At 71.3% G+C, this 24,132-nt stretch carries 20 protein-coding genes; 13 read left to right on the forward strand and 7 right to left on the reverse strand.

The features are described 5' to 3' along the window. Positions 1–76: 76 nt before the first annotated feature. From OHS58_RS47295 to OHS58_RS47305, 3 genes are read left to right on the forward strand one after another with little or no spacing between them, the layout of a single operon-like run. The gene (locus tag OHS58_RS47295) at positions 77–1,075 is read left to right on the forward strand and encodes a LacI family DNA-binding transcriptional regulator (RefSeq protein ID WP_328646604.1); all 999 of its coding nucleotides are present in this window, start codon (positions 77–79) and stop codon (positions 1,073–1,075) included. 8 nt (positions 1,076–1,083) lie between these two features. Next, positions 1,084–2,571, forward strand: a complete 1,488-nt coding sequence (locus OHS58_RS47300; protein WP_328646605.1) for a CoA-acylating methylmalonate-semialdehyde dehydrogenase — start codon at positions 1,084–1,086, stop codon at positions 2,569–2,571. A gap of 35 nt (positions 2,572–2,606) precedes the next feature. Beyond that, a complete protein-coding gene (locus OHS58_RS47305) occupies positions 2,607–3,608 on the forward strand; it encodes a Gfo/Idh/MocA family protein (protein WP_326947110.1) in 1,002 nt (333 codons plus the stop codon). A gap of 157 nt (positions 3,609–3,765) precedes the next feature. On the opposite strand, the gene OHS58_RS47310 is transcribed toward OHS58_RS47305, so the two are convergent. Continuing rightward, complete coding sequence (locus tag OHS58_RS47310; RefSeq protein ID WP_326947111.1) at positions 3,766–4,347, reverse strand: TetR/AcrR family transcriptional regulator; 582 nt, start codon at positions 4,345–4,347, stop codon at positions 3,766–3,768. A gap of 62 nt (positions 4,348–4,409) precedes the next feature. On the opposite strand from OHS58_RS47310, the gene OHS58_RS47315 reads away from it, so the two are divergent. Beyond that, positions 4,410–4,907 carry an SRPBCC family protein gene (locus tag OHS58_RS47315; protein ID WP_328646606.1) on the forward strand — a complete coding sequence of 166 codons (498 nt, stop codon included), beginning with the start codon at positions 4,410–4,412 and terminating at the stop codon, positions 4,905–4,907. Next, positions 4,904–5,374 (forward strand): GNAT family N-acetyltransferase, encoded by a 471-nt coding sequence (locus OHS58_RS47320; RefSeq protein WP_328646607.1) that lies wholly within the window; start codon positions 4,904–4,906, stop codon positions 5,372–5,374. The genes OHS58_RS47315 and OHS58_RS47320 overlap by 4 nt, the downstream gene beginning before the upstream one ends. On the opposite strand, the gene OHS58_RS47325 is transcribed toward OHS58_RS47320, so the two are convergent. Together OHS58_RS47325 and asnB are read right to left on the reverse strand one after the other, a co-directional pair. After that, positions 5,360–5,662, reverse strand: a complete 303-nt coding sequence (locus tag OHS58_RS47325) for a hypothetical protein (protein ID WP_328646608.1) — start codon at positions 5,660–5,662, stop codon at positions 5,360–5,362. The genes OHS58_RS47320 and OHS58_RS47325 overlap by 15 nt on opposite strands. Before the next feature lie 54 nt (positions 5,663–5,716). Continuing rightward, a complete protein-coding gene (gene asnB / locus OHS58_RS47330; protein ID WP_326947115.1) occupies positions 5,717–7,558 on the reverse strand; it encodes an asparagine synthase (glutamine-hydrolyzing) in 1,842 nt (613 codons plus the stop codon). A 404-nt stretch (positions 7,559–7,962) separates the two neighbouring features. On the opposite strand from asnB, the gene kdpF reads away from it, so the two are divergent. The 6 genes from kdpF to OHS58_RS47360 are packed head-to-tail and all read left to right on the forward strand — an operon-like array spanning position 7,963 to position 15,614. Next, positions 7,963–8,064, forward strand: coding sequence for a K(+)-transporting ATPase subunit F (kdpF, locus tag OHS58_RS47335; protein ID WP_247062298.1), 102 nt, complete (start codon positions 7,963–7,965; stop codon positions 8,062–8,064). Beyond that, on the forward strand, positions 8,064–9,725 hold the full coding sequence (gene kdpA, locus OHS58_RS47340) for a potassium-transporting ATPase subunit KdpA (protein ID WP_328646609.1): 1,662 nt from the start codon (positions 8,064–8,066) through the stop codon (positions 9,723–9,725). The genes kdpF and kdpA overlap by 1 nt, the downstream gene beginning before the upstream one ends. Then, positions 9,722–11,770, forward strand: coding sequence for a potassium-transporting ATPase subunit KdpB (gene kdpB, locus OHS58_RS47345; protein ID WP_328646610.1), 2,049 nt, complete (start codon positions 9,722–9,724; stop codon positions 11,768–11,770). Before kdpA ends, kdpB begins: the two co-directional genes overlap by 4 nt. A gap of 4 nt (positions 11,771–11,774) precedes the next feature. After that, positions 11,775–12,386 (forward strand): potassium-transporting ATPase subunit C, encoded by a 612-nt coding sequence (locus OHS58_RS47350; protein WP_328646611.1) that lies wholly within the window; start codon positions 11,775–11,777, stop codon positions 12,384–12,386. Between the two features lie 4 nt (positions 12,387–12,390). Beyond that, entirely contained in the window at positions 12,391–14,922 is a 2,532-nt protein-coding gene (locus OHS58_RS47355) for a sensor histidine kinase (RefSeq protein ID WP_326947120.1), read from the forward strand. Then, entirely contained in the window at positions 14,919–15,614 is a 696-nt protein-coding gene (locus OHS58_RS47360) for a response regulator (protein WP_247062303.1), read from the forward strand. Before OHS58_RS47355 ends, OHS58_RS47360 begins: the two co-directional genes overlap by 4 nt. Before the next feature lie 144 nt (positions 15,615–15,758). Here the strand turns inward: OHS58_RS47360 and OHS58_RS47365 are convergent, their stop codons facing one another. Further along, positions 15,759–16,376, reverse strand: a complete 618-nt coding sequence (locus OHS58_RS47365) for a hypothetical protein (RefSeq protein ID WP_326947121.1) — start codon at positions 16,374–16,376, stop codon at positions 15,759–15,761. A 221-nt stretch (positions 16,377–16,597) separates the two neighbouring features. Between OHS58_RS47365 and OHS58_RS47370 the strand changes: the two genes are divergently transcribed. Beyond that, positions 16,598–16,858 carry an acylphosphatase gene (locus OHS58_RS47370; protein WP_328646612.1) on the forward strand — a complete coding sequence of 87 codons (261 nt, stop codon included), beginning with the start codon at positions 16,598–16,600 and terminating at the stop codon, positions 16,856–16,858. Between the two features lie 169 nt (positions 16,859–17,027). Then, entirely contained in the window at positions 17,028–20,630 is a 3,603-nt protein-coding gene (smc, locus tag OHS58_RS47375) for a chromosome segregation protein SMC (RefSeq protein ID WP_328646613.1), read from the forward strand. A gap of 82 nt (positions 20,631–20,712) precedes the next feature. On the opposite strand, the gene OHS58_RS47380 is transcribed toward smc, so the two are convergent. The 3 genes from OHS58_RS47380 to OHS58_RS47390 form a co-directional block, all read right to left on the reverse strand. Beyond that, positions 20,713–21,213, reverse strand: coding sequence for a DUF3455 domain-containing protein (locus tag OHS58_RS47380; protein WP_326955257.1), 501 nt, complete (start codon positions 21,211–21,213; stop codon positions 20,713–20,715). A gap of 84 nt (positions 21,214–21,297) precedes the next feature. Next, positions 21,298–22,857, reverse strand: coding sequence for a sodium:solute symporter (locus tag OHS58_RS47385; RefSeq protein ID WP_247062308.1), 1,560 nt, complete (start codon positions 22,855–22,857; stop codon positions 21,298–21,300). Between the two features lie 16 nt (positions 22,858–22,873). After that, complete coding sequence (locus OHS58_RS47390) at positions 22,874–24,082, reverse strand: anhydro-N-acetylmuramic acid kinase (RefSeq protein WP_328646614.1); 1,209 nt, start codon at positions 24,080–24,082, stop codon at positions 22,874–22,876. Between the last annotated feature and the right edge of the window lie 50 nt (positions 24,083–24,132).

Raw genomic sequence — 24,132 nt, forward strand, 5'->3', positions numbered from 1 at the left:
TAATCTTGTAGCGTCCGTCACAGCAAAGTCAAGGGCTTGTTTCCGGCCCGTAACCCACAGGCGGGGAGGTGCGGCGATGGTGCGTCCGACCATGGAGGACGTGGCCGCGCGAGCGGGGGTTTCCCGCGCACTGGTCTCCCTGGTGATGAGGAATTCACCGAAGGTCTCCGACGCGCGGCGCACCGCCGTCCTGCGCGCGGCCGAGGAACTCGGGTACCAGCCGCACATCATGGCGCGGTCGCTGGCCAGCCGGACCTCGACGGTGCTCGGCGTGATGGTGAACGACCTGCGCAACGCGTTCTTCGCGGACATCGTCGAAGAGCTGGACAGCGCCGCGCAGGCGGCGGGCTTCGACCTCATCCTCAACACGGGCGGCCGCAGTCCCACGCGCGAGTGGAACGCCCTGCACAACCTGCTTTCCTTCCGGCCGGCGGGCATCGTCCTGCTGTCGCCGGTCGTGCCGGCCTCGGCGATCCAGGTCGCGGCCAAGCAGTGCCCGGTCGTGCTGGTCTCGCGCACCGCCCGCGCGTCCACAGTGGACACGGTGAACGACGACGGCGAGGCGGGCTCCGCGCTGGCCGTCGGCCACCTGGTCGGCCTGGGGCACCGGCGCATCGCCCACCTCGACGGCGGTGGTGCGGCCGGGGCGGCGCAGCGGCGGCGCGGCTTCGAGGCCGCCATGCGGGGGCACGGTCTCGAGCCGATCGTCGTGCGCAGCGAACACACCGACATCGGCGGCGAGAACGCCGTGCGGGAGCTGCTCACCGCGTACGCGCGCCCGGAACTGCCGACGGGGCTGGTCGCCGGCAACGACTTCAACGCCGTGGGGGCGATTTCGGCCCTCGAGGAAGCCGGGCTGCGCGTGCCGGAGGACGTGTCGGTCGTCGGCTACGACAACACGTCGCTCGCCGCGTTGCGCCACCTCTCCCTGACCACGGTGGACCAGCCGCGCAAGGACATGGCGCGGCTGGCCTTCGAAGCCCTGCTCGAACGCGTGCGCGGGGAGCGCACCGAGCCGGTCCGGCACCTGCTGCACCCGTCCCTGGTGGTCCGGTCGACCACCGCACACGCATAGGAGACTCCGTGTCCGAACTCGTCCAGCACTGGATCGACGGCGCCCGCACGGCCGGGGTGTCGTCCCGCCGCGGCGACGTCTACCAGCCCGCGACCGGGGAGGTGGCCAGGCAGGTCGTCCTGGCCGGACCGTCCGATGTGGACGCCGCGGTGGCGTCGGCCGTCAAGGCGTCGCTCGACTGGTCGGACAGCTCGCTGTCCGCCCGCACCCGCATCCTGTTCAAGTTCCGCGAGCTGGTCGACGCGCACCGCGACGAGCTGGCCGCGCTGATCACCGCCGAGCACGGCAAGGTCCTGTCGGACGCCGCGGGCGAGGTGCAGCGCGGCCTGGAGGTCGTCGAGTTCGCCTGCGGCATCGCCCAGGTGCTCAAGGGCGAGCACTCCGACCAGGTCTCCCGCGGCATCGACGCGTACTCGCTGCGCCAGCCGCTCGGCGTCGTCGCCGGCATCACGCCGTTCAACTTCCCGGTGATGGTGCCGATGTGGATGTTCCCGATCGCCATCGCCTGCGGCAACACGTTCGTGCTCAAGCCGTCCGACCGCGACCCGTCGGCGTCGGTCCGCCTCGCCGAGCTGTTCGCCGAGGCCGGGCTGCCGCCGGGCGTGCTCAACGTCGTCCAGGGTGACGCCGAGGCGGTCAACGCGCTGCTCGTGCACCCCGACATCGCCGGGGTGTCGTTCGTCGGCTCGACGCCGATCGCGCGGCACGTCTACGAGACCGGGACGGCCGCGGGCAAGCGCGTCCAGGCGCTCGGCGGCGCGAAGAACCACATGATCGTGCTGCCGGACGCGGATCTCGACGGCGCGGCCGACGCCGCGGTGTCCGCGGGCTACGGCAGCGCGGGGGAGCGGTGCATGGCGATCTCGGTCGTGGTGGCGGTCGGCGACCGCGGTGACGACCTGGTCGCCGCGATCGCGTCCCGGACCCGTGAGCTGAGGACCGGGCCGGGTACCGACGAGACGTCGCAGATGGGGCCGGTCGTCACCGGCGCCGCGCGCGACCGGATCGTGTCCTATGTGGACGCGGGCGAGCAGGCCGGCGCGTCCCTGGTCGTCGACGGCCGGACCTTCGCGGGGCCCGGCGCCGGGTTCTGGGTCGGGCCGACGCTGTTCGACCACGTGACCACCGACATGTCGGTCTACACCGACGAGATCTTCGGCCCGGTGCTGGTGGTCGTGCGCGCGGGCACCTTCGAGGAGGCGCTCGCGCTGGTGAACGCCAACCCGTACGGCAACGGCACGGCGATCTTCACCACCGACGGCCAGGCCGCGCGCGAGTTCGAGCGCCGTGTGCAGGTGGGCATGGTCGGCATCAACGTCCCGATCCCGGTCCCGATGGCCTACTACTCCTTCGGCGGCTGGAAGGACTCGCTGTTCGGCGACACCCACGTCCACGGCGCCGAGGGCGTCCGGTTCTACACGCGGGCGAAGGCCGTGACGTCGCGCTGGCCGCGGCAAGCGCAGGGCGTCGACCTGGGCTTTCCGACGCACCGCTGAGTTTCCGACTTTCGCACACAGGAGGGTTTACGACGATGAGGCTGGGATTGGCGGGCACCGGGCGGATCGGCACCGCGCACGCGGAGACGCTCAAGGGGTTCGACGAGGTCGAGTCGGTCCTGGTGGCCGACGTCGACACCGCGCGCGCTCAGGCCGCGGGCGCGAAGCTGGGAGTGGAGGTCGCGGCGAGCATCGAGGGGCTGTTCGCCGCGGGCCTCGACGGGCTGGTCGTCACCGCGGCCACCGACGCCCACCCGGGGCTGATCATCGCGGCCGTCGACGCGGGCCTGCCGGTGTTCTGCGAGAAGCCGGTCGCGGCCGACATCCCGGGCACCCTGGCGGTGATCGACCGGATCGGCGCGTCCGACGTCCCGGTCCAGATCGGCTTCCAGCGCCGGTTCGACGCGGGTTACGCGGCGGCGCGGGCGGCCGTCGCGTCGGGTGAGCTGGGCTGGCTGCACACGCTGCGCGCGACGACGTTCGACCCGGCGCCCCCGCCGGCGGAGTACGTGGCGCACTCGGGCGGGCTGTTCCGCGACTGCGGCGTCCACGACTTCGACATCATCCGCTGGGTGAGCGGCCGCGAGATCGAGGAGGTCTACGCGATCGGCGCCAACCGCGGCGAGCGGTTCTTCGCCGACGCGGGCGACGTCGACACGGCGGCGGCCACCCTGACCCTGGACGACGGCTCCTTGGCGACGGTGTCCCTGACCCGCTACAACGGCGCGGGTTACGACGTCCGCCTGGAGGCGCTCGGTTCGGTCTCCGGCGTGGTCGTCGGCCTGGACGACCGGGCGCCGCTGCGCTCGGTCGAGCCGGGGGTCCCGCCGCTGCCCGGTCCGGCGTACCCGGGCTTCATGGAACGCTTCCGCCCCGCGTACACAACCGAACTGCGCGCGTTCCTCGACGTCGTCGCCGGCCGCGCGCCATCACCGTGCGTCGCGGCCGACGCGCTCGAAGCGTTCTACATCGCCGAAGCGTGCGAAGTCTCGCGCCGCGAGCGCCGCCCGGTGAAGCTGACGGAGGTCCGCCGCTGACGTTGTGATGGAGGAGCCGACACGCGTGATTGCAAAGCCGACACGCGTGATTGCAAAGCCGACACGCGTGATTGGGGGGACGACACGCCGCGAGCTGGTCGTGTCGTCGCTTCAATCACGCGAGTTGACCTCTCAATCACGCGTGCCGGCCTTCTGATCACGGGCGGAGGAGCTTGCGGACTGTGCGTTCCACCAGGTCGGCGGCCTTCGGCGGGGGAGTGCGGCCGGTCGAGAGGTAGCGGTGGACGATCGCGCGCGGGATCTCGACCAGGGCCAGCACGACGTCCTCGTCGGTACAGCCGGTGAGCGGGGGCAGCGAGAGCGTCGCCTGTTTCAGGGCCGTGCGGAGTTCCTCCTCCGCGGCGGTCAGAGCCGTGGCGGCTTCGGGGGACCAGTCGGCGGGGCCGAAGGCCTGCTTGCCCGCGTCGAGGACCCGGGCGCCGTCGGGGTGCTTGCGGCACCAGCGGACGACGCTCGTCGCGGCCTCGACCGCCGCGTCCACCGAGGCCGCGTCGCCGAGGGTCTCGACGAACAGGTCCTGGAAGTCGCGCAGGGTGCGGAGCCAGAGCGCGGCCAGCAGTGCCGGGCGGTCCGGGAAGCGGTGGTAGATCGAGCCGTTCGGCGCGCCCGCGGCCTTGGCCGTCGCGGCCATCGTGACCGCGCGGGCACCGCCCTCGGCGAACAACGTCGTCGCGGCGTCGAGGAACTGCGCTGTGGTGTGCGTCGCCGGCCGGCCCATGGTTCTGGAGACTATCCTCTGATACGTTCTGGAGGACAGTCTCCAGAACGGAGGGTTGTGCCATGATCCGCAACGTCCACACCCGGAGGTTCCCGCGGCCGGTGCCGCCGGAGCTGCTGGCCACGCTCGGCACGGACGACGACCGTCTCTGGCCGGTCGCCGACTGGCCGCCCACCCGCCTCGACGGCCCGCCCGTCCCGGGCACGACCGCCGGTCACGGCCCGGTCCGGTACGTCCTCGAAGAGGTCGCGCCCGATCGCCTGCGGTTCCGCTTCACGGCGCCGACAGGCCTGCACGGCTACCACGAGTTCACGATTTCGGGTGACGCGCTGACGCACGTCCTGGAAGGCACCCTGCACGGCTGGACCCGCCTGAGCTGGCCACTGGTGTTCCGCCCCCTGCATGACGCGCTCCTGGAGCAACTGCTGGACCGCGCCGAACTGGCCGTGACCGGCCGGGTGTCCCGGCCGGTGAAGTGGTCGCGCTACGTCCGTTTCCTGCGCGCACTGGCCCGAAACCGGTCGCGGTCGCCACGGCCGTCCGCCACACTCCGGGCGTGATCCTGACACCACTGGACGAGCCCGCACTGGCGCGGCTGCTGGAGGCCGCCGTCGCCGGCGCGGACCCGCTGGAGGTGATGCCCCCGGCCGACGGCCCGCCCGGCTGGACGGCTCAGCGCCGCGCGGCGTTCCTGGAGTTCCACCGGGCCAGGTCGCTGCGCCCGGAGACGGCGGTGGAGCGCACGTGGGTGGTCGACGTCGAGGGAACCGCGGTCGGCGCGGCCCGCCTCGAACGTCACGGCGACGCGGTGGAGGCGGGCATCTGGCTGAGCCGCGACGTCCGCGGCCGGGGGATCGGCAAGCAGGTGACGGCGTCGCTGCTGGACCTGGCGAAGGACAGCGACGCGACGAGGTTCGTCGCCTCGACCACCGCGGACAACCGCGGAGCCCGGACCCTGCTGAGCGGAATCGGCGCGAGCCTGGCCACGGAAGGCGACGACGTGGCGGCGGAACTACCGCTGAGCTGACTTCAGCCGGGGCAGGATCTCCGTGCGGACGTACTCCAGGGCGTCCCGCTCCGGGAGGATGTGCGGCCCCTGCACCCACCGCACCCCGTGCCGGGCCGCCGCGGCCGTGAGGCGCTCCCGCAGCGGGCCCACCACTCCGGCGCCCAGCACCAGCGCGTCCACGACGCCCAGGCGGGACAGCGCCGCTTCCTCCGAAGCGACGCCGTCCGCGGCGAAACCCGCCGCGGACAGCGCCGCCGTCACCCTCGAGACCGTGGCCGGGTTGCGGCCGAACAGCAGCACGTTCATGCCGCCCAGCGTCCAACCTCAAGGGCGCTTGAGGTCAAGACCCAGGTCAAGACCTCAGTCGAGCTGCAGCTCCGGGGAGTACATCTCGATCCAGTGGTACAGGTCGAGCAGCCGGTCCAGGCCGATGCGGGCGCCCGGGTCCATGGTGGCCGAGTCCACTTCGGACACCCGGTGCGCCCAGGCCTTGTCGACCAGGCCGAACACCGCGTGGTTCGGCTCCGCGAGGACCTCCTTGACCTGCTGCTGCAGCGCCGCCGCGTAGCCCGGGTCCTGCGTCGAGGGGTACGGGCTCTTCACCCGCTGAGCCACCGACTCCGGGAGGACGTGCTTGGTCGCGTGCCGCAGGAGGCTCTTCTCGCGGCCGTCGAACGTCTTGAGCGACCACGGCGTGTTGTAGACGTACTCGACCAGCCGGTGGTCGCAGAACGGCACGCGGACCTCCAGGCCCACCGCCATCGACGCGCGGTCCTTGCGGTCGAGCAGCATCCGCACGAACCGCGTCAGGTGCAGGTTGCAGATCGTCCGCATCCGCGCTTCCTGCGCGGACTCGCCGTCGAGGTGGTCCACCGACGAGACCGCCGTCGCGTACTGGTCCGCGATGTAGGTCTCGAGGTTGAGCTTGCGCACCAGCTCGGGCGTGTAGAGCGACGCCCGGTCCTCCATCATCGAGTTCCGGAACGCCAGCCACGGGAACGTGTCGGCGTTGACGGCCTTCTCGTCGTGGAACCAGCGGTAGCCGCCGAACACCTCGTCGGCCGACTCGCCCGACAGGGCCACCGTCGACTCGCCGCGGATGGCCTTGAACAGCAGGTACAGCGACGTGTCCATGTCACCGAGGCCGGCCGGGATGTCACGGGCCTTCAGCACCGCGCGCCGCACCGCCGGGTCGCTCAGCTCCGCCGGGTTCAGCATGACGTTCTGGTGCGCGGACCCGACCAGGTCGGCGACGTCGCGGATGTAGGGCGAGTCCGCGGTGTCGCGCATCTCGTCCGGCTTGAAGTTCTCCTCCTGGCCGAAGAAGTCGACGGAGAACGTCCGCAGCTGCTCGCCCTGCTCGGCGAGGTGGGGCGCGGCGAGGCCGGTGACGGCGCTGGAGTCCAGGCCGCCGGACAGCAGCACGCAACGCGGGACGTCGGCGACGAGCTGGCGGTGCACGATGTCGGTCATCAGCTCGCGGACGCGTTCGACCGTGGTCTCCTGGTCGTCCGTGTGCTGCTTGGCGTCGAGCTTCCAGTACGTGCGGGTGCGGATGCCCTCGCGCGACACGGTGACGATCGTGCCGGGCTGGACCTCCTCCATGTCCTTCCACAGCGACCAGCCGGGGCGCTTGGTGAACGCCATCAGCTCGCGCAGGCCGTCGGTGTCGACCACCTTGCGGGCGAGCGGGTTCGCGAGGATCGCCTTCGGCTCGGAGCCGAACAGCACACCGTCGGCCGTCGGGTAGTAGTAGAACGGCTTGATGCCCATCCGGTCGCGGATCATCACGAGCCGGTCGTCGCGCTCGTCCCAGATCGCGAAGGCGTACATACCGTTGAGGTGGTCGACGACGGCGTCGCCCCACTGCAGGTAGCCGTGCAGCACCACTTCGGTGTCGCTGTCGGTCTCCCACTTGTGGCCGAGCTTCGTGAGCTCGTCCTTCAGCTCGGTGAAGTTGTACGCCTCGCCGCTGTAGACCATCGCGACGTCGCCGTTCGGCGTGTGCACGGACATCGGCTGCCGGCCGCCGGGCAGGTCGATGATGGCGAGGCGCCGGTGGCCGAGCGCGACGTGCGTGCGCACCCAGGTGCCGACGCCGTCCGGACCACGGCAGGCCATGGTCTCCGTCATGGCGTCCACGACGTCCTGCCGGCGCGTGAGGTCGGCGTCGTAGGAAACCCAGCCGGCGATACCGCACATACGGACCCCTCCAAGCTTTTACTTAGCTAGTACAACTATCGGTAACACAGGTGTAACACGGGGAGAACATCTTGTCTGCCCGAATTGCGCGTTCCGCGCTCATTCGATCACGCAGTGTGCCGTGAGTCACTCACCAACCACGGTCGCGCCGAGGTAAAGGCAAACGCTTGCGTGACCGGCGCCACCCGCCATAAAGACGGCGTAAATGCGCATCAGGACGGCGTTAACGCGCCGTCAGCCACCCTCCGCGGCGGGCCGGAACGGCCGCACAGTTGGCCTCGTCCCTGGTCACCGAAAGCGGTGACCTGTCCTGAGAGGTGCCTAGTGGCCGACTTGCTGTACGCCGTTCTCCTGATCGGCATTTTCGTCGTTATCGCGCTGGCGCTGCGTGGCTTGGAGAAGCTGTGAGCGGCGCGGGCACCGTGGCCAACGTCGTCGGCGGACTGCTGGCGCTGGGCCTTCTCGTCTACCTGTTCGTCGCCTTGATCAGGCCGGAGAAATTCTGATGTCCGACACCGCGGCCGGGCTGGTCCAGCTCGGTCTCCTCCTCGTCGCGCTCGCCGTGGTTTACAAACCACTCGGCGACTACATGGCGCGCGTCTTCTCCACCGAGAAGCACCTGAAGCTCGAGAAGGGCCTCTACAAGCTGTTCCGCGTCAACCCGGACTCCGAGCAGCGGTGGCCGACCTACGCCGCCGGCGTGCTCGGCTTCTCGTTCGTCTCGGTCGTCCTGCTCTACCTGCTGCAACGGCTGCAGCCGATCCTGCCGTGGAGCCTGGGCCGCGGCTCGGTGAGCCCCGGCGTCGCGTTCAACACGGCGATCTCCTTCGTCACCAACACGAACTGGCAGTCCTACGTCCCCGAGACGACGATGGGCCACTTCGTGCAGATGGCCGGGCTGACCGTGCAGAACTTCCTGTCCGCGGGCGTCGGGCTGGCCGTCGCCATCGCGCTGACCCGCGGGTTCATCCGCTCGCGGACCGACCGGCTCGGCAACTTCTGGGTGGACCTCACGCGCGGCACCGTCCGCGTCCTGCTGCCGATGGCCTTCGTGTTCGCGCTCGTGCTGATCGCCCTCGGCGTCGTGCAGAGCCTCAAGGCGGGCGTCGCCGTCACCAACCCCGACGGCAGCCAGAGCACCATCGCGCTGGCCCCGGCGGCGAGCCAGGAGGCGATCAAGGAGCTCGGCACCAACGGCGGCGGCATCCTCAACGCCAACTCGGCGCACCCGTTCGAGAACCCCAACGTCTGGACGAACCTGATCGAGCTGTTCCTGATCCTGGTGATCCCGGTCAGCCTGACCCGCACGTTCGGCAAGCTCGTCGGCAAGCCCAAGCAGGGGTACGTCCTGCTCGGCGTGATGAGCCTGCTGTGGGCCGCGTCGCTGGCGATCATCTGGTTCTCCGAGGCCAAGGCGAGCAACCCGGCCGCGCTGGCCGCCGGGGCGAGCATGGAGGGCAAGGAACAGCGGTTCGGCATCTCGAGCACGTCGATCTTCGCCGACACCACCACCGGCACGTCCACGGGCGCGATCAACGGCGCCCACGACAGCCTCTCGGGCCTCGGCGGCGGCGGTCCGCTGCTCAACATGCTCTACGGCGAGATCTCGCCGGGCGGCGTCGGCACCGGCCTCTACGGCATCCTCGTGATGGCGATCATCGCGATGTTCCTGGCCGGCCTGATGGTCGGGCGGACGCCGGAGTACCTGGGCAAGAAGCTCGGCAAGCGCGAGGTCACCTGCGCGGCGATCTCGATGCTGGCCATGCCGCTGGTCGTGCTCCTGGGCAGCGGGATCGCCCTGATGCTGCCGGGCACGGCGGGCGCGCTCGGCAACAGCGGCGCGCACGGGCTGTCCGAAATCCTCTACGGCTACGCCTCGACCGGCAACAACAACGGCAGTGCGTTCGGCGGCCTGACCGCGACGAGCGACTGGTTCCAGTCGTCGTTCGGCGTCGCCATGGCGCTCGGCCGGTTCATCCCGATCGTCGCCGTGCTCTGCCTGGCCGGATCCCTGGCCGCGCAGCGGAAGGTCCCCGAGACCGCGGGGACGCTGCCCACCACCGGGCCGCTGTTCGCCACCATGCTCACCGGCACGGTGGTGCTCGTCGCGGCCCTCACGTTCATCCCGGCGCTCGCGCTCGGGCCCATCGCGGAGGCACTCGCATGACCGTCACCGAAGAACGACCTCAGGTGACCCACGAAGAGCACACCGGTCGCGTCGGCGCCGGGGTCTTCAGCCCCCGCCAGCTCTGGACGTCGCTGCCGGATGCCTTCAAGAAGCTCAACCCGAAGCACCAGCTCGCCAACCCGGTGATGTTCGTGGTGTGGGTCGGCTCGGCGCTGACCACCGTCTTCGCCGTCACCGACCCGAGCGTCTTCACCATCCTCATCGCGATCTGGCTGTGGTTCACGGTCATCTTCGCGAACCTCGCCGAGGCCGTCGCCGAAGGGCGCGGCAAGGCGCAGGCGGAAAGCCTGCGGCGGTCGAAGAAGGAGACCGTCGCGCGGCGCCTCACCGCGAACGGCGACGAGGAGCAGGTGCCCGGCGCCGAACTGCGCGTCGGCGACCTCGTGGTCGTCGAGGCCGGCCAGGTGATCCCGGGTGACGGCGACGTCGTCGAGGGCATCGCGACCGTCGACGAGTCGGCCATCACCGGCGAGTCCGCGCCGGTCATCCGCGAGTCCGGCGGCGACCGCAGCGCCGTCACCGGCGGGACGACCGTGCTGAGCGACCGGGTCGTCGTGAAGATCACGACCAAGCCGGGCGAGTCCTTTGTGGACCGCATGATCGCTTTGGTGGAAGGCGCTTCCCGGCAGAAGACGCCGAACGAGATCGCGCTGACCATCCTGCTGGCCACGCTGACCATCATCTTCCTGCTCGCCGTCGTGGCGCTGCAGCCGATGGCCGGCTACTCCGGGTCCGAGCAGTCGGTGATCGTGCTGACGGCGTTGCTGGTCTGCCTCATCCCGACGACGATCGGCGCGCTGCTGTCCGCCATCGGCATCGCCGGGATGGACCGGCTGGTGCAGCGCAACGTCCTCGCGACGTCCGGCCGCGCGGTCGAGGCCGCGGGCGACGTCTCGACGCTGCTGCTCGACAAGACCGGCACCATCACCTTCGGCAACCGCCGGGCCACCGAGCTGATCCCGGTGGGATCGTCCACTCCGGACGACCTCGCCCGCGCGGCCCGGCTGGCGAGCCTCGCCGACGAAACGCCCGAAGGACGCAGCGTCGTCGAGCTGACCGAGGCCCACGCGGGTGACGACGTGCACGGCGAGTTCGTGCCCTTCACCGCGCAGACCCGGATGAGCGGGCTCGACGTCGGTGACCGGCGGATCCGCAAGGGTGCGGCGAGTGCCGTGCGCGCGTGGGTGCGTGACAACGGCGGGCAGTTCCCCGACGAGACCGAGCGTGTGGTCGACGAGATCAGCGCCCAGGGCGGCACGCCGCTGGTGGTCGCCGAAGACACCGTGGTGCACGGCGTGATCCGGCTGTCCGACGTCGTCAAGCCGGGCATGAAGGAGCGCTTCAAGGAACTGCGGGCAATGGGCATCAAGACGGTGATGATCACCGGCGACAACCCGCTCACCGCCAAGGCCATCGCGGCGGACGCCGGCGTCGACGACTACCTCGCCGAGGCCAAGCCCGAAGACAAGATGGCGCTCATCAAGAAGGAGCAGGAAGGCGGCCGCCTGGTCGCGATGACCGGCGACGGCACCAACGACGCGCCCGCGCTCGCGCAGTCCGACGTCGGCGTCGCGATGAACACCGGCACGTCGGCCGCGAAGGAGGCCGGCAACATGGTCGACCTCGACAGCGACCCGACGAAGCTGATCGAGATCGTCGAGATCGGCAAGCAGCTGCTGATCACCCGCGGCGCGCTGACGACGTTCAGCGTGGCGAACGACCTCGCGAAGTACTTCGCGATCCTGCCGGCGATGTTCACCGGCATCTTCGCCCAGCTCGGCGCGTTGAACATCATGCATCTGGCCACACCGAAGTCGGCGATCCTCTCCGCCGTCATCTTCAACGCGCTGATCATCGTCGTGCTCATCCCGCTGGCCCTGCGCGGCGTGCGGTACAAGCCGTCGTCGGCCTCGGCCCTGCTGCGCCGCAACCTGCTCGTCTACGGCCTCGGCGGCATCGTCAGCCCCTTCCTCGGGATCTGGCTGATCGACCTGCTCGTGCGCCTCATCCCTGGAATCGGGTGAACTCGTGAACACTCTCGTCAAGCAGACCTGGGCCGGCCTGCGCGTGCTGATCGTGATGACGGTCCTGCTCGGGGTGATCTACCCCCTGGCCGTGTGGGCGATCGCCCGCATCCCGGGGCTGGAGGGCAACGCCGAAGGCTCGGTCGTCACGCAGAACGGCCAGGCCGTCGGGTCGTCGCTCATCGGCGTCGACCCGGTGCCCGCCGACCCGGCGAAGGACCCGTGGTTCCACAACCGGCCTTCGGCGCTCTCGAAGGACGCGCTCGGCCCCGGCGACCCGTCGACGTCCGGCGCGTCCAACAAGGGCCCGTACAACGAGGACCTCGTGAAGACCATCGGCGAGCGGAAGGACGCCATCGCGAAGTGGGAAGGCGTGTCACCCGATCAGGTACCGCCGGACGCGGTGACGGCGTCGGGTTCCGGGCTCGACCCGGCGATCAGCGTGGCCTACGCCGACCTCCAGATCGCCCGCGTCGCCCGGGTGACGGGGTTGCCGGCGGATCGGGTGAAGCAGCTCGTCGAAGCGAACACGTCGGGCGCCGGGATCGGTGTCCCCGGGGTGAATGTGCTCCAGCTCAACTTGGCCGTGCAAGGTGCGGCCGGAGGGGCACACTGACAGCGTGACCAGTACGAAGAAGCCGCGCCGGGGGGAGCTGAGGATCTACCTCGGCGCGGCTCCGGGCGTCGGCAAGACCTTCGCCATGCTCGGCGAGGCGCGGCGCCGGCTCGACCGCGGCACCGACGTCGTCGCCGGGCTGGTGGAGACGCACGGCCGCGAGAAGACCGCGGTGCTGCTCGAGGACCTCGAGATCGTGCCGCGCCGGCACGCCGAGCACCGCGGTCGCGCCTTCGAGGAGATGGACGTCGACGCCATCCTCGCCCGCGCGCCCGAGGTCGCCGTCGTCGACGAGCTGGCGCACACCAACGTGCCGGGCTCGCGCAACGCCAAGCGCTGGCAGGACGTCGAGGAACTCCTGGAAGCCGGCATCGATGTGCTGTCGACGGTCAACGTGCAGCACCTGCAGAGCCTCAACGACGTCGTCGAGCGCATCACCGGCGTCACGCAGCAGGAGACCGTGCCCGACGAGGTCGTCCGCCGCGCCGAGCAGCTCGAGCTGGTCGACATCACGCCCGAGGCGCTGCGGCGGCGGCTCGCGCACGGCAACGTCTACCCGGCCGAGCGGATCGACGCCGCGCTCGGCAACTACTTCCGCCCCGGCAACCTCACGGCGTTGCGCGAGCTGGCCCTGCTGTGGGTGGCCGACCAGGTCGACGTCGCGCTGCAGCGCTACCGCGCCGAGCAGCAGATCACCGACACGTGGGAGACGCGCGAACGCGTCGTCGTCTCCATCACCGGCGGGCCGGAGAGCGAGACGCTGATGCGCCGCGCCAGCCGGATCGCCACCCGCGCCGGCGCCGAGCTGCAGGTGCTGCACATCCTGCGCGGCGACGGCCTGTCCGGGCTCGGCCCCACCGCGATCGCCCGCTGCCGCACCCTCGCCGAGGAGGTCGGCGCGACGTTCCACACGGTCGTCGGCGACGACGTCCCGACCGCGCTGCTGGACTTCGCCCGTGGCGTCAACGCGACCCAGCTGGTGATCGGCACGTCACGCCGTTCGCGCGTGGCGCGGCTGTTCGACGAGGGCATCGGCGCGACGGTGGTCCGCCAGTCCGGTCCGATCGACGTCCACATGGTCACCCACGCCGAAGCCGGCGGCCGGCTGCGCGCCCGGCTCGGCGCGAGCCCGCTGGGGTTCTCGCGGCTGGTCGCGGGCTGGGTGCTGAGCGTCGTGCTGCCGGTGCTGGTGACGGTCATCGGGCTATTCGTGCGCACCGGGTTCGACTTCGCCACCGACGTCATCTCCTACGTGCTGGCCACGGTCGTCGTCGCTCTGGTCGGCGGCCTCGGCCCGGCGCTGGTCGCGGCCGTGCTCGGGGCCGGGCTGCTCAACTTCTTCTTCACGCCGCCGCTGTACACGCTCACCGTGCACACCCCGCAGAACCTCGTGACGCTGATCGCGATGGTCGTGGTCGCGGTGCTCGTCGCGCTGGTCGTCGACGCGGCCGCGCGCCGGGCGACGCAGGCGGCGCGGGCGCGGACCGAGGCGGCGCTGCTCGCCTCCTACGCGCGGACCGTGCTGACCCACGCGAACCCGATCGAGCGGCTGCTGGAGAAGGTCCGCGAGAACTTCGCGCTGACTTCGGTGACACTGCTGGAAAAGCGCGAAGGCGAGTGGCGGGGCGTGGCGACGGCGGGGGAGCACCCGTGCGCCGACCCGGACGAGGCCGACGTCGACATCGCCGTCACCGCCGACGTCCACCTCACGTTGCGGGGGCGCGCGCTGCCCGCGGCGGACCGGCGGGTGCTGGAGGCCGTGGCCGGGCAAGCGCTGCTTTCGCTGCGGCAGCAGCGCAGTGCCGACGCCGCGGCGAAAGCCGAGCGCAAGGCCGAGGCCACCGAGCTGCGCACGACGTTGCTTTCGGCCGTCGGGCACGACCTGCGGACGCCGTTGACGTCGATCAAGGCGTCCATCGGCAGCCTGCGCGCACCCGACCTGCAACTGTCCGAAGAGGACACCGCGGAGCTGATGGAAGCCATCGAACTGTCCGCCGACCGGCTGGCCGGGCTGATCGACAACCTGCTGGATTCGTCGCGGCTGGCCACCGGCGCGGTGGTGCCGCTCCTGCGTCCGGTCGGCTACGACGAGGTCGTCGCGCACGCGTTGTCCAATGTGGACGCCTCGGACGCGGTGGTCGTCGCGGTCGACGACCAGCTGCCGTCGGTGCTCGCCGACCCGGGCCTGCTGGAACGGGTGGTGGCGAACGTGCTGGACAACGCGCTGCGGCACGGCGGGGGCCGGGTGTCGGCCCGGGCCAGCGCCCACTCCGGCCACGTCGAGCTGCGGATCGTCGACCACGGCAAGGGCCTGCGGAAGGGGACGGCGGACTCGGCGTTCGCGCCGTTCCAGCGGCTCGGCGGCGACCGGGACGCGACGCCGGGGGTCGGGCTCGGGCTGTCGGTGGCGAAGGGGTTCACCGAGGCGATGGGCGGCACGATCCGCGCCGAGGACACCCCGGGCGGCGGGCTCACGGTCGTCGTCTCGCTGCCCGCTGAGAGCGTCACGTACAAAGTCGAAGAGGGGGTGCGATGACCGACATCGGGGCCACCGTGCTGGTGGTGGACGACGAGCCGCAGATCGTGCGGGCACTGCGGATCAACCTCACCGCGCGCGGCTACAAGGTGATCACCGCCCACGACGGCACGGCCGCGCTCAAGGCCGTCGCCGAGACGAAGCCGGACGTCGTCGTGCTCGACCTCGGCCTGCCCGACCTCGACGGCACCGAGGTCATCGCCGGCCTGCGCGGCTGGACGACGGTCCCGATCATCGTCCTGTCCGCCCGCGGCGACTCGGCGGACAAGGTCCAGGCGCTCGACGCGGGCGCCGACGACTACGTCACCAAGCCGTTCGGCATGGACGAGCTGCTGGCGCGGCTGCGCGCCGCTGTCCGCCGCTCGGCGGTGGCGGGCGCCGACGACGTGGACGCGGTGGTGGACACGGCGTCGTTCAGCATCGACTTGGCGGCGAAGAAGGTCCGCCGCGACGGCCACGAGGTCCACCTGACCAAGACGGAGTGGGGCGTGCTGGAGCTGCTGGTCCGCAACCGCGGCCGGCTGGTCGCGCAGAAGCAGCTGCTGCACGAGGTGTGGGGCCCGTCGTACGAGACTGAGTCCCACTACCTGCGGGTCTACCTGGCCCAGCTGCGGCGCAAGCTGGAGCCGGAACCGTCGCGGCCCCGCCACCTGCTGACGGAGCCGGGCATGGGCTACCGCTTCGAGGCCTGACGCGCAGGTCGTGAGTGGCAATGAGGGTTCTAACCCTCATTGCCACTCACGACCCCCGGCCGGTGCAGCTAGGTGAGCCGTGCGTGCGGAGGCCGGAAACGTCGAAGGCCACCGCCGTGGCGGTGGCCTTCGGGGACTTCGCGCTTACTTGGTCGTCGGCGACGTGCCGGTCGTGCTCACCGACGGCGCGCCCGACGAGCTGCCGCCGCCGCCGGCCGGCGTGGTCGTGTCGGTCGGCGGGTCGGTCCGCGGCGACGTCGTGGTCGGCGGCGGCGTCGTCGGAGTGGTCGTCACCGGCGGCGGGGTCTTAGTCGTCGTCTTGGTCACCGGTGGCGGTGTGCTGCCCGGGCCGCCCGGCGGGGGTGTGTACGGGGGCGGCGGGGCCTGGGTGACGACCGTGGTGGTCGTCTTGCCGTCCGGGCTGACCGAGACCACCGTGGTCGGTGCGCTCGACGACTGCGTCTCCGTCGGCGGCGGCGGGCCGCCGAGGGTGGACGGGCCGCCCGGGGTCGGGGTGCCCGACACCGTCTGGACGCCGGCGGGCGAGGTGCCCTGGCCGCCCGGGGCGCCGGTGCCGCCCGCGGTGGTCGCGGGGGCCGGTCCGGCGAGCTCGGCGACGGCCGCGAACGCCGTCGCGACGACCAGCCCGGCCACCCCGAGCACGACGTACCCGGCGCGGTTCGGTTTGCTGCTCTTCGGCGGTGCGGTGGTGTCGATCCTGGTGATGCGTGAGCTCGAATCCGACCCGTCGGGGCGGGGCATAGAGGCTCCTAGAAGATCGGGGTGACTCCAAAACCTGCGGCTCGAGGTCGTCGAACGATCACTGCTTGCCCGAGCGGGGGAACCCGGGAGGGCGACCTCGGCGGGGAGATTATCACCGTCAGTGCCGCATTCGCCCAGGTAGGGAGCCTGCGTGATCACTGAGCGCAGTCAAACTGTCCGGAAAGGATGAACGTGTGAGTGAGGGACAAACGAACACCAGGATGACGGCGTGGGTCCGCGGGCGGGTGCAGGGCGTCGGTTTCCGCTGGTGGACGCGCAGCCGGGCGCTCGAGCTCGGGCTCGTCGGCAGTGCTCGCAACATGCCCGACGGTCGTGTCGAGGTCATAGCGGAGGGTGATCGCGACCACTGTGAGCGGCTGTTGGCCGCTCTCCGTTCCGGAGAATCACCCGGAAGTGTGGAGACGGTCGTCGAGCGCTGGTCCGACCCGAAAGGGGGGCTCAGCGGCTTCGCCGAGCGGTAGCCCGGGCCTTGGTACTTCCGGGGCGGGTGTGACGCAGGAGGTTGCCGACGCCGATCACGCTGTGCTAAGGCGCGCCGGAGAGGGGGCGCGTCCCGCGGTCCCGGGACACCCCCAGGTAGCCTGGGACGATTGAAACGCCCGAACCGGCAGCCAGAGGGGTCAGCACCCAGTGCACCTGAAAAGCCTGACGCTCAAGGGCTTCAAGTCCTTCGCCTCGGCCACCACGCTGCGCTTCGAACCGGGCATCACCTGCGTGGTCGGCCCGAACGGCTCCGGCAAGTCGAACGTGCTGGACGCCTTGCGCTGGGTCATGGGCACCCAGGGCGCCAAGGACCTGCGCGGCGGCAAGATGGAGGACGTCATCTTCGCCGGCACTGCGGGCCGCGCCCCGCTCGGCCGCGCCGAGGTCACCCTCACCATCGACAACGCCGACGGCGCGCTGCCGATCGAGTACGGCGAGGTGTCGATCACCCGCCGGATGTTCCGCGACGGCGCCAGCGAGTACGAGATCAACGGCGACCGCTGCCGCCTGATGGACGTCCAGGAGCTGCTCTCGGACTCCGGTATCGGCCGCGAGATGCACGTCATCGTCGGGCAGGGCCAGCTCTCGGCGATCCTCGAGTCCAAGCCCGAGGAGCGCCGCGCCTTCATCGAAGAGGCCGCCGGCGTCCTCAAGCACCGCAAGCGCAAGGAACAGACCCTGCGCAAGCTGGCCAACATGCAGGGCAACCTCGACCGCCTCGGCGACCTCACCACCGAGTTGCGCCGTCAGCTCAAGCCGCTGGGCAAGCAGGCCGAGATCGCCCGCAAGGCCCAGTACGTCCAGTCCGAGCTGCGCGACTCCCGGCTGCGCCTGTTCGCCGACGACCTGGTCAGCCAGCGCGGCTCGATCGCGCGGGAAGAGGCCGACGAGAAGGTCGCGCGCCAGCGCCGCGCCGAGGTCGAGCAGACCCTCGAGATCGTCTCCGCCGAGGAGACCGAGCTGGAGTCGTCGCTGGCCGAGGACGCGCCGCTGCTGCAGAGCGCCCAGGAGACCTGGTACAGGCTGTCCGCGCTGGCCGAGCGCCTGCGCGGCACCGTCCGCCTCGCCATCGAGCGGCAGCGGCACCTCTCGGCCGACGTCGCCGCGCACACCGGCGGGCGTGACCCCGAAGAGCTGCTCGAAGAGGCCGAGCGCGTCGCCGAGCAGGAGGAAGAGCTCAACGAGGCCGTCATGGAGGCCCGGGAGCTGCTGGCCCAGACCGTGCTGCGGCGCGAAGACCTCGAACAGCGCGTCCAGGCCGCCGAGCGCGCGCACTGGGCCGCCGTCCGCGCCATCGCCGACCGCCGCGAGGGCATGGCCAAGCTGACCGGCCAGGTCGAGGCGCTGCGCAGCAAGAACGGTGCGACCACCGACGAGATCGACCGGCTCAGCGTCTCCATCGAAGAGTCCGCCGAGCGCGCCGAACTCGCCAACGAAGAGCTCGAAGAGGCCAAGGCCGAGGGCGGCGTCGAGGAGTCCGACGACTCCGGCCTGATGGCCCACCACGACCGCGCGGTCGAGGCCAACAACGCGGCCAAGGCGCGCGTCGAAGAGCTGGTCAAGGCCGAACGCACCGCCGAGCGCGAGATCGCGTCGGAGAAGGCCCGCGTCGAGGCGCTGTCCATGGGGCTCAAGCGCAAGGACGGCGCGGGCGCGCTGCTCGGCGCGTCCCACGAGCTGCCGGGCCTGCTCGGCTCGGTCGCCGCGCTGCTGACCGTCGAGCCCGGCCACGAGGTCGCGCTGGCCGCGGCGCTCGGCCCGGTGGCCGACGCGGTCGCCGTCAGCGGCGGCGAAGACGCCCTGCGCGCCCTGAAGTACTTGAAGGACACGGACTCCGGCCGCGCGGGCATCGTGCTCGGCGCGTCCGAATCCACTGTGGACACCTACTCCTGGCCCGCGCTGCCGGAAGGCGCGCGCTGGGCCCGCGAGGTCGTCTCCGCGCCGGCCCAGCTGCGGCCCGCCGTCGAGCAGGCGCTCGACAAGCTCGCCCTGGTCCGCGACCTCGAGTCGGCCCGGCACCTGGTCGCCGCGCACCCGGACGTCCGCGCGGTCACCGCCGAGGGTGACGTCTTCGGCGCCCGCTGGGCGATCGGCGGCTCCGGCGCCCGCGAGAGCGTGATCGAGGTCCAGGCCGCCGTCGACGAGGCCGCCGTGCGGCTGCGCACGGCCGAACGCCAGGTGGAGCAGTACACGGCCGAGCTGGAAGGCGCCCGCGCCGAGCAGCAGGCCCGCCGCGAAGAGGTCTCCCAGGCCAAGGACGCCCTCGGCGACGCCAAGGTGCGCAAGGCCCGCTCGTCGGAGCGGCTCAACCGGCTGCAGCAGGCCGCCCGCTCCGCGCAGGCCGAGGTCGAACGCCTCACCGGGCAGCGCGCGAAGGTCGAGCACAGCCGCATCCAGGCGCTGGCCCAGCTCGCCGAGCTGGAGGAACGCCTCGCCGCCGTCGCCGAGCAGCCCGTCGAGGACGACCCGGACACCGCCGAGCGCGACCAGGCCGTCGAAGAGCTGGCCGTCGTCCGGCAGGAGGAGATGGAGGCGCGGCTCGCGCAGCGCACCGCCGAGGAGCGGGCGCGCAGCATCGCGGGCCGCGCCGAAGGCCTCCGCCGCGCCGCCCACGCCGAGCAGCAGGCCCGGGAACGCGCCGAGCGTGCCGCCGCGGCCCGCAAGCACGGCGCGCGGATCGCCGACGCCGTCGTCGACGGCGGTGAGATCGCGCTCGAACGCATCGAGCGCTCGGTCCAGCGCGCGGCCACCGAACGTGACCAGGTCCAGTCCCGCCGTCAGAGCCGAGAATCCGCGCTGACCGGCGTCCGCGCCAAGGTCCGCGAGCTGACCGGCGAGCTGGAGAAGCTGACCGACGCCGTCCACCGCGACGAGGTCCAGCGCGCCGAGCAGCGGCTGCGGCTGGAGACCCTGGAAGCCAAGATCGCCGAGGACTTCGGCATCGGCCTCGCCGACCTGGTCCAGGAGTACGGCCCGGACGTCCCGGTGCCGCCGAGCGCGGGCGAGATGGCCGAGTACGAGGCGGCCAAGGAGCGCGGCGAAGACGTCACCCCGCCGCCGCCGATGCCCTTCGACCGCGACACCCAGACCCGCCGCGCCAAGCGCGCCGAGAAGGACCTTTCCCTGCTGGGCAAGGTGAACCCGCTCGCGCTGGAGGAGTTCGCGGCGCTGGAGGAGCGGTACAAGTTCCTCTCCACGCAGCTCGAGGACCTCCGGGACACCCGCAAGGACCTCGAGGCCGTGATCAAGCAGGTCGACGAGAAGATCCTCGAGGTCTTCGCCGGCGCCTACGCGGACGTGGCGCGCGAGTTCGAGACGGTGTTCAGCGTGCTCTTCCCCGGCGGCGAGGGCCGGATGGTCCTCACCCAGCCGGACGACCTGCTCGCCACCGGCGTCGATGTCGAGGCGCGCCCGCCGGGCAAGAAGGTCAAGCGGCTGTCGCTGCTGTCGGGTGGCGAGAAGTCGCTGGTCGCGGTGGGCATGCTGGTCGCGATCTTCCGCGCCCGCCCCTCACCCTTCTACGTCATGGACGAGGTCGAGGCGGCGCTGGACGACACCAACATGCGCCGGCTGATCGGCCTGCTGGAGCAGCTGCGCGACTCGTCCCAGCTGATCATCATCACCCACCAGAAGCCGACGATGGAGATCGCTGACGCGCTCTACGGCGTGAGCATGCAGGGCGACGGCATCACGAAGGTGATCTCGCAGCGCCTGCGCACCGCCGACGACGAACCGGTCGCGGTCGGCTAGCGCTCAGCTTTCACCGGGCCCTGAACGAACCAAGGCGGCCTTCGGTGCGTCTCACGCAACCGAGGCCGCCTTGGGGCTCTTGCTACTGGGCCACCCAGAAGGCGTAGTCGGCCGTGTAGTGGACCGCGGTCTGCGCGCCTTCCGTGCACGCCCCGGCCGGTGCGACGCCGCCGCGGGTGTTCAGGCGCTGGACGTAGGTGACCTTGCCGAACACCCCGGTGCCGCTGTTGAGGTTCGCCTTGAGGAGCAGTTCCGGGATCGCGCCGTCACGCGGCGAGGTCGCCGCCGCGGCCGCGCCGACCGTGCTTCCGTCCACAGTGGACGTCCACACCGGACCCTTGCTGTGGATCGCCACCGGCTGGCCGTGTTTCGACAGCACGGCCGCGGGCTGGATCAGCGCCCAGGCGCCGTTCGTGCAGCCGTAGATCTGGACGCCGTCACCGGAGTAGGTGGCGAGGGGCCGGTTGCCGTCCGGGACCTGGATCGCCACCGGGACCTTCGGGGTCGCCGTGGCGGCCGAAGCCGTCGCCGCGCCGCCGAGGGCCAGCGAGCCGACCGCGAGCGCAACCAAAATCCGTTTCATGTTCCCACCTTCGAATCCTCCCGCCGCTTCCCGGCGGGCTCCCGTTGACCAACACGGGCGCCCGCCGGAACCGGTTCAGAAGAATCAGGCGGAAGTGACTTCTTCGCCCACGGCGTTGGCCTCCGCGGCCTTCGGGTCGGGCGTGCGGTGGCGCAGCGAGAGCAACCCGCCGACGACCAGCGTGATCACCACGCCCAGCAGCGTGTACCAGGGGTAGGCGAGCGCGACGCGGTCGCCGGCCGCCTTGCTGAAGTCGACGCCGATCAGCGAACCGCTCTTCGCGCTGAACTTCAGGCCGAGGATCACGAACGCCATCACCACGACCGTCGCGACGAACGCGACGATCGCGTCCACCTGCCGCGCCTTCTTGATCAGCAGGCCGAGCAGGAACGCCCCGAGCAGCGCGCCGTAGGTGTAGCCGGTGATCGCCAGGCCGAGCTCGATCACCGAGTTCTTCGTGGTGGAGAACAGCGACGCGAACACCGCGAACACCACGGCCCAGATCAGCGTCCACATGCGACCGTGCTTGAGCAGCTTCGAGTCTTCGGGCGCCTTCTTGGTGAAGCGCTGGTAGAGGTCGGCCACCGTCGACGTCGAGAGCGCGTTGAGCGCCGACGCGAGCGCGCCCATGGTCGAGGCGAGCACGCCGGCGATGAGCAGGCCCGACACCCCGACCGGCAGGTCGTCGATGATGAACTTCGAGAACACGTCGTCCGGGCTCTGCAGGCCGAGCTCCGCCACCGACTTCCGGCCGTTGAACACCCACAGCATCGCCCCGACCAGCAGGAACAGCGCGAACTGCACGGTGACGATGAGCCCGCTGCCGATGAGCGCCTTCTGGCCGTCGCGCAGGCTGCGCGTGGCCATCAGCCGCTGCGCGATCAGCTGGTCGGCACCGTGCGAGGCCATCGACAGCGCCGCGCCGCCGAGCACCGCCGTCACGAAGGCGTACGGGCTGGTCAGCAGGTTCTTCGTGAAGTCGACGAGCGCGAACTTCCCGTCCGCGGACGCCTGGCTCACCCAGTCGCCCGGCAGCTTGTTCAGCAGCACGATCGCCGCCACCGCGGCACCGCCGAGGTACAGGGTCAGCTGGATGACGTCGACCCAGACGACCGCCTTGATCCCGCCGATGTAGGCGTAGATCAGCGTGAGCGCGGTCAGGATCACCACGATCACCCAGTAGTCGAGGTGGATGTTGTAGTGCCCCAGGATCACCTTGATCGGGATCGCGCCGGCGAAGAGCCGGACGCCCTCGGCGAGCAGCCGCGTCACCACGAACGTCACCGACGCGGTGCCCTGCAGCCCCGAGCCGAACCGCTTGCCCAGGAAGGCGTACGCGCTCACGAGGTTGCCGCGGAAGTACCGCGGCAGCAGCACGAACGCGGCGATGACCCGGCCGATGATGTAGCCGAAGGCCAGCTGCAGGAACAGGAACGCGTTGCCGAACACCAGGCCCGGCGTGCTGATCACGGTCAGCGTCGACGTCTCGGTCGCCACCACGGACAGCATCACCGCGCCCCAGGGCAGGCTGCGCTCTCCGACGAAGTAGTCGGCGGCCGACCGTTGTTTCCGCCCGACCAGCACGCCTATCAGCGGCATCGCCGCCAGATAGACCACGATGATGGCCAGATCAACACCCCGCATGGACTTCTCCTACTCCTCATCCGGCCTTCTCCGCGACGCGCAACCGCGTCACGGCGCCCCCCAGCGGGGCAGGAAGGGTCAAGGGCCCGGCACCCGGGACGAGGGCGCCGAGCAGGCGCGGTCCCCGCGCACCGGTCGCCGACGGCACCGTACCGGGCACGCCGCACCAGGTGAGCCAGCCCAGCAGCGCCGTCAGGTACGCCTCTTTGCCGGCGCCGGGCAGGCCGAGGTCGTCGCTGGTCTTGAGCACCGCCGAGGGCAGGTTCCGCGCGAGCGCCGTCATCACCGCCGGGTTGGCGACGCCGCCGCCGGACGCGATCACCGTCGTCACGCCGTGGTGGTGGCACTGCTCGGCGACCGTGACGGCGGTGAGCTCGGTCAGCGTCGCGAGCAGGTCGGCCGCGGCTACCGGCGGCAGGCCGGCCAGGGCGGCGTCGAGGTAGGCCGCGTTGAAGTACTCCTTGCCGGTGGACTTCGGCGCCGGGGCGGTGAAGTACGGGTCGGCGAGCAGCGCCACCAGCAGGTCGGCGCGCACCGAACCGCTCAGCGCGAGCCGCCCGTCGAGGTCGCTGCGGTGCCCGGTGACGCGGTGGGCGGCGAGGTCGAGCAGCGCGTTGGCGGGCCCGGTGTCGTAGGCGATCGCGGGCGCGTCCGCGGCGACGACGGTGATGTTCGCGATCCCGCCGAGGTTGAGCGCGGCGACCGGACGGCCGCTGTCCTCGGCCAGGCCGCGCAACCAGAGCTGGTCGAAGGTGCTGGCCAGGGGCGCGCCGTGGCCGCCGGCGGCGACGTCCCGGGCGCGCAGGTCGGCGAGCACCGGCAGCCCGGTGCGTTCGGCGATCCACGCGGGCTGGCCGAGCTGCAGGGTGCCGCGGACGCTGCCGTCCTCGACCCAGTGGAACACCGTCTGGCCCAGCGAGGCGACGAGGTCCGCGGTGCCGCCCGCCAGTTCGACGGCCCCGCGCAGGGCGGCGTCGGCGAACGCCTGGCCGACGCCGGTGTCGAGCCGCGTCAGCTCCCCGGCGGTGCACGGGTTCGGCGGCAGCGCGGCGAGCAGGCCTTCGCGCAGCGGTTCGGGGTAGGGGACGTCGAGCTCGCCGAGCGGCGTCAGTACCACGGTGCCGTCTTCGGCGAGCAGGTCGGCCGCGGCGACGTCGATGCCGTCGACCGACGTGCCCGAAATCAACCCGATCACCCGGAAGCCGTGGCTGGCGCGTTTCCCCATCCGGAGGGGTTTAGTGCAGCGTTGCCTGTGACGCAACCCACGCCGTGAAG

The organism is Amycolatopsis sp. NBC_00348 (genome assembly GCF_036114655.1).
Classification (GTDB): domain Bacteria; phylum Actinomycetota; class Actinomycetes; order Mycobacteriales; family Pseudonocardiaceae; genus Amycolatopsis.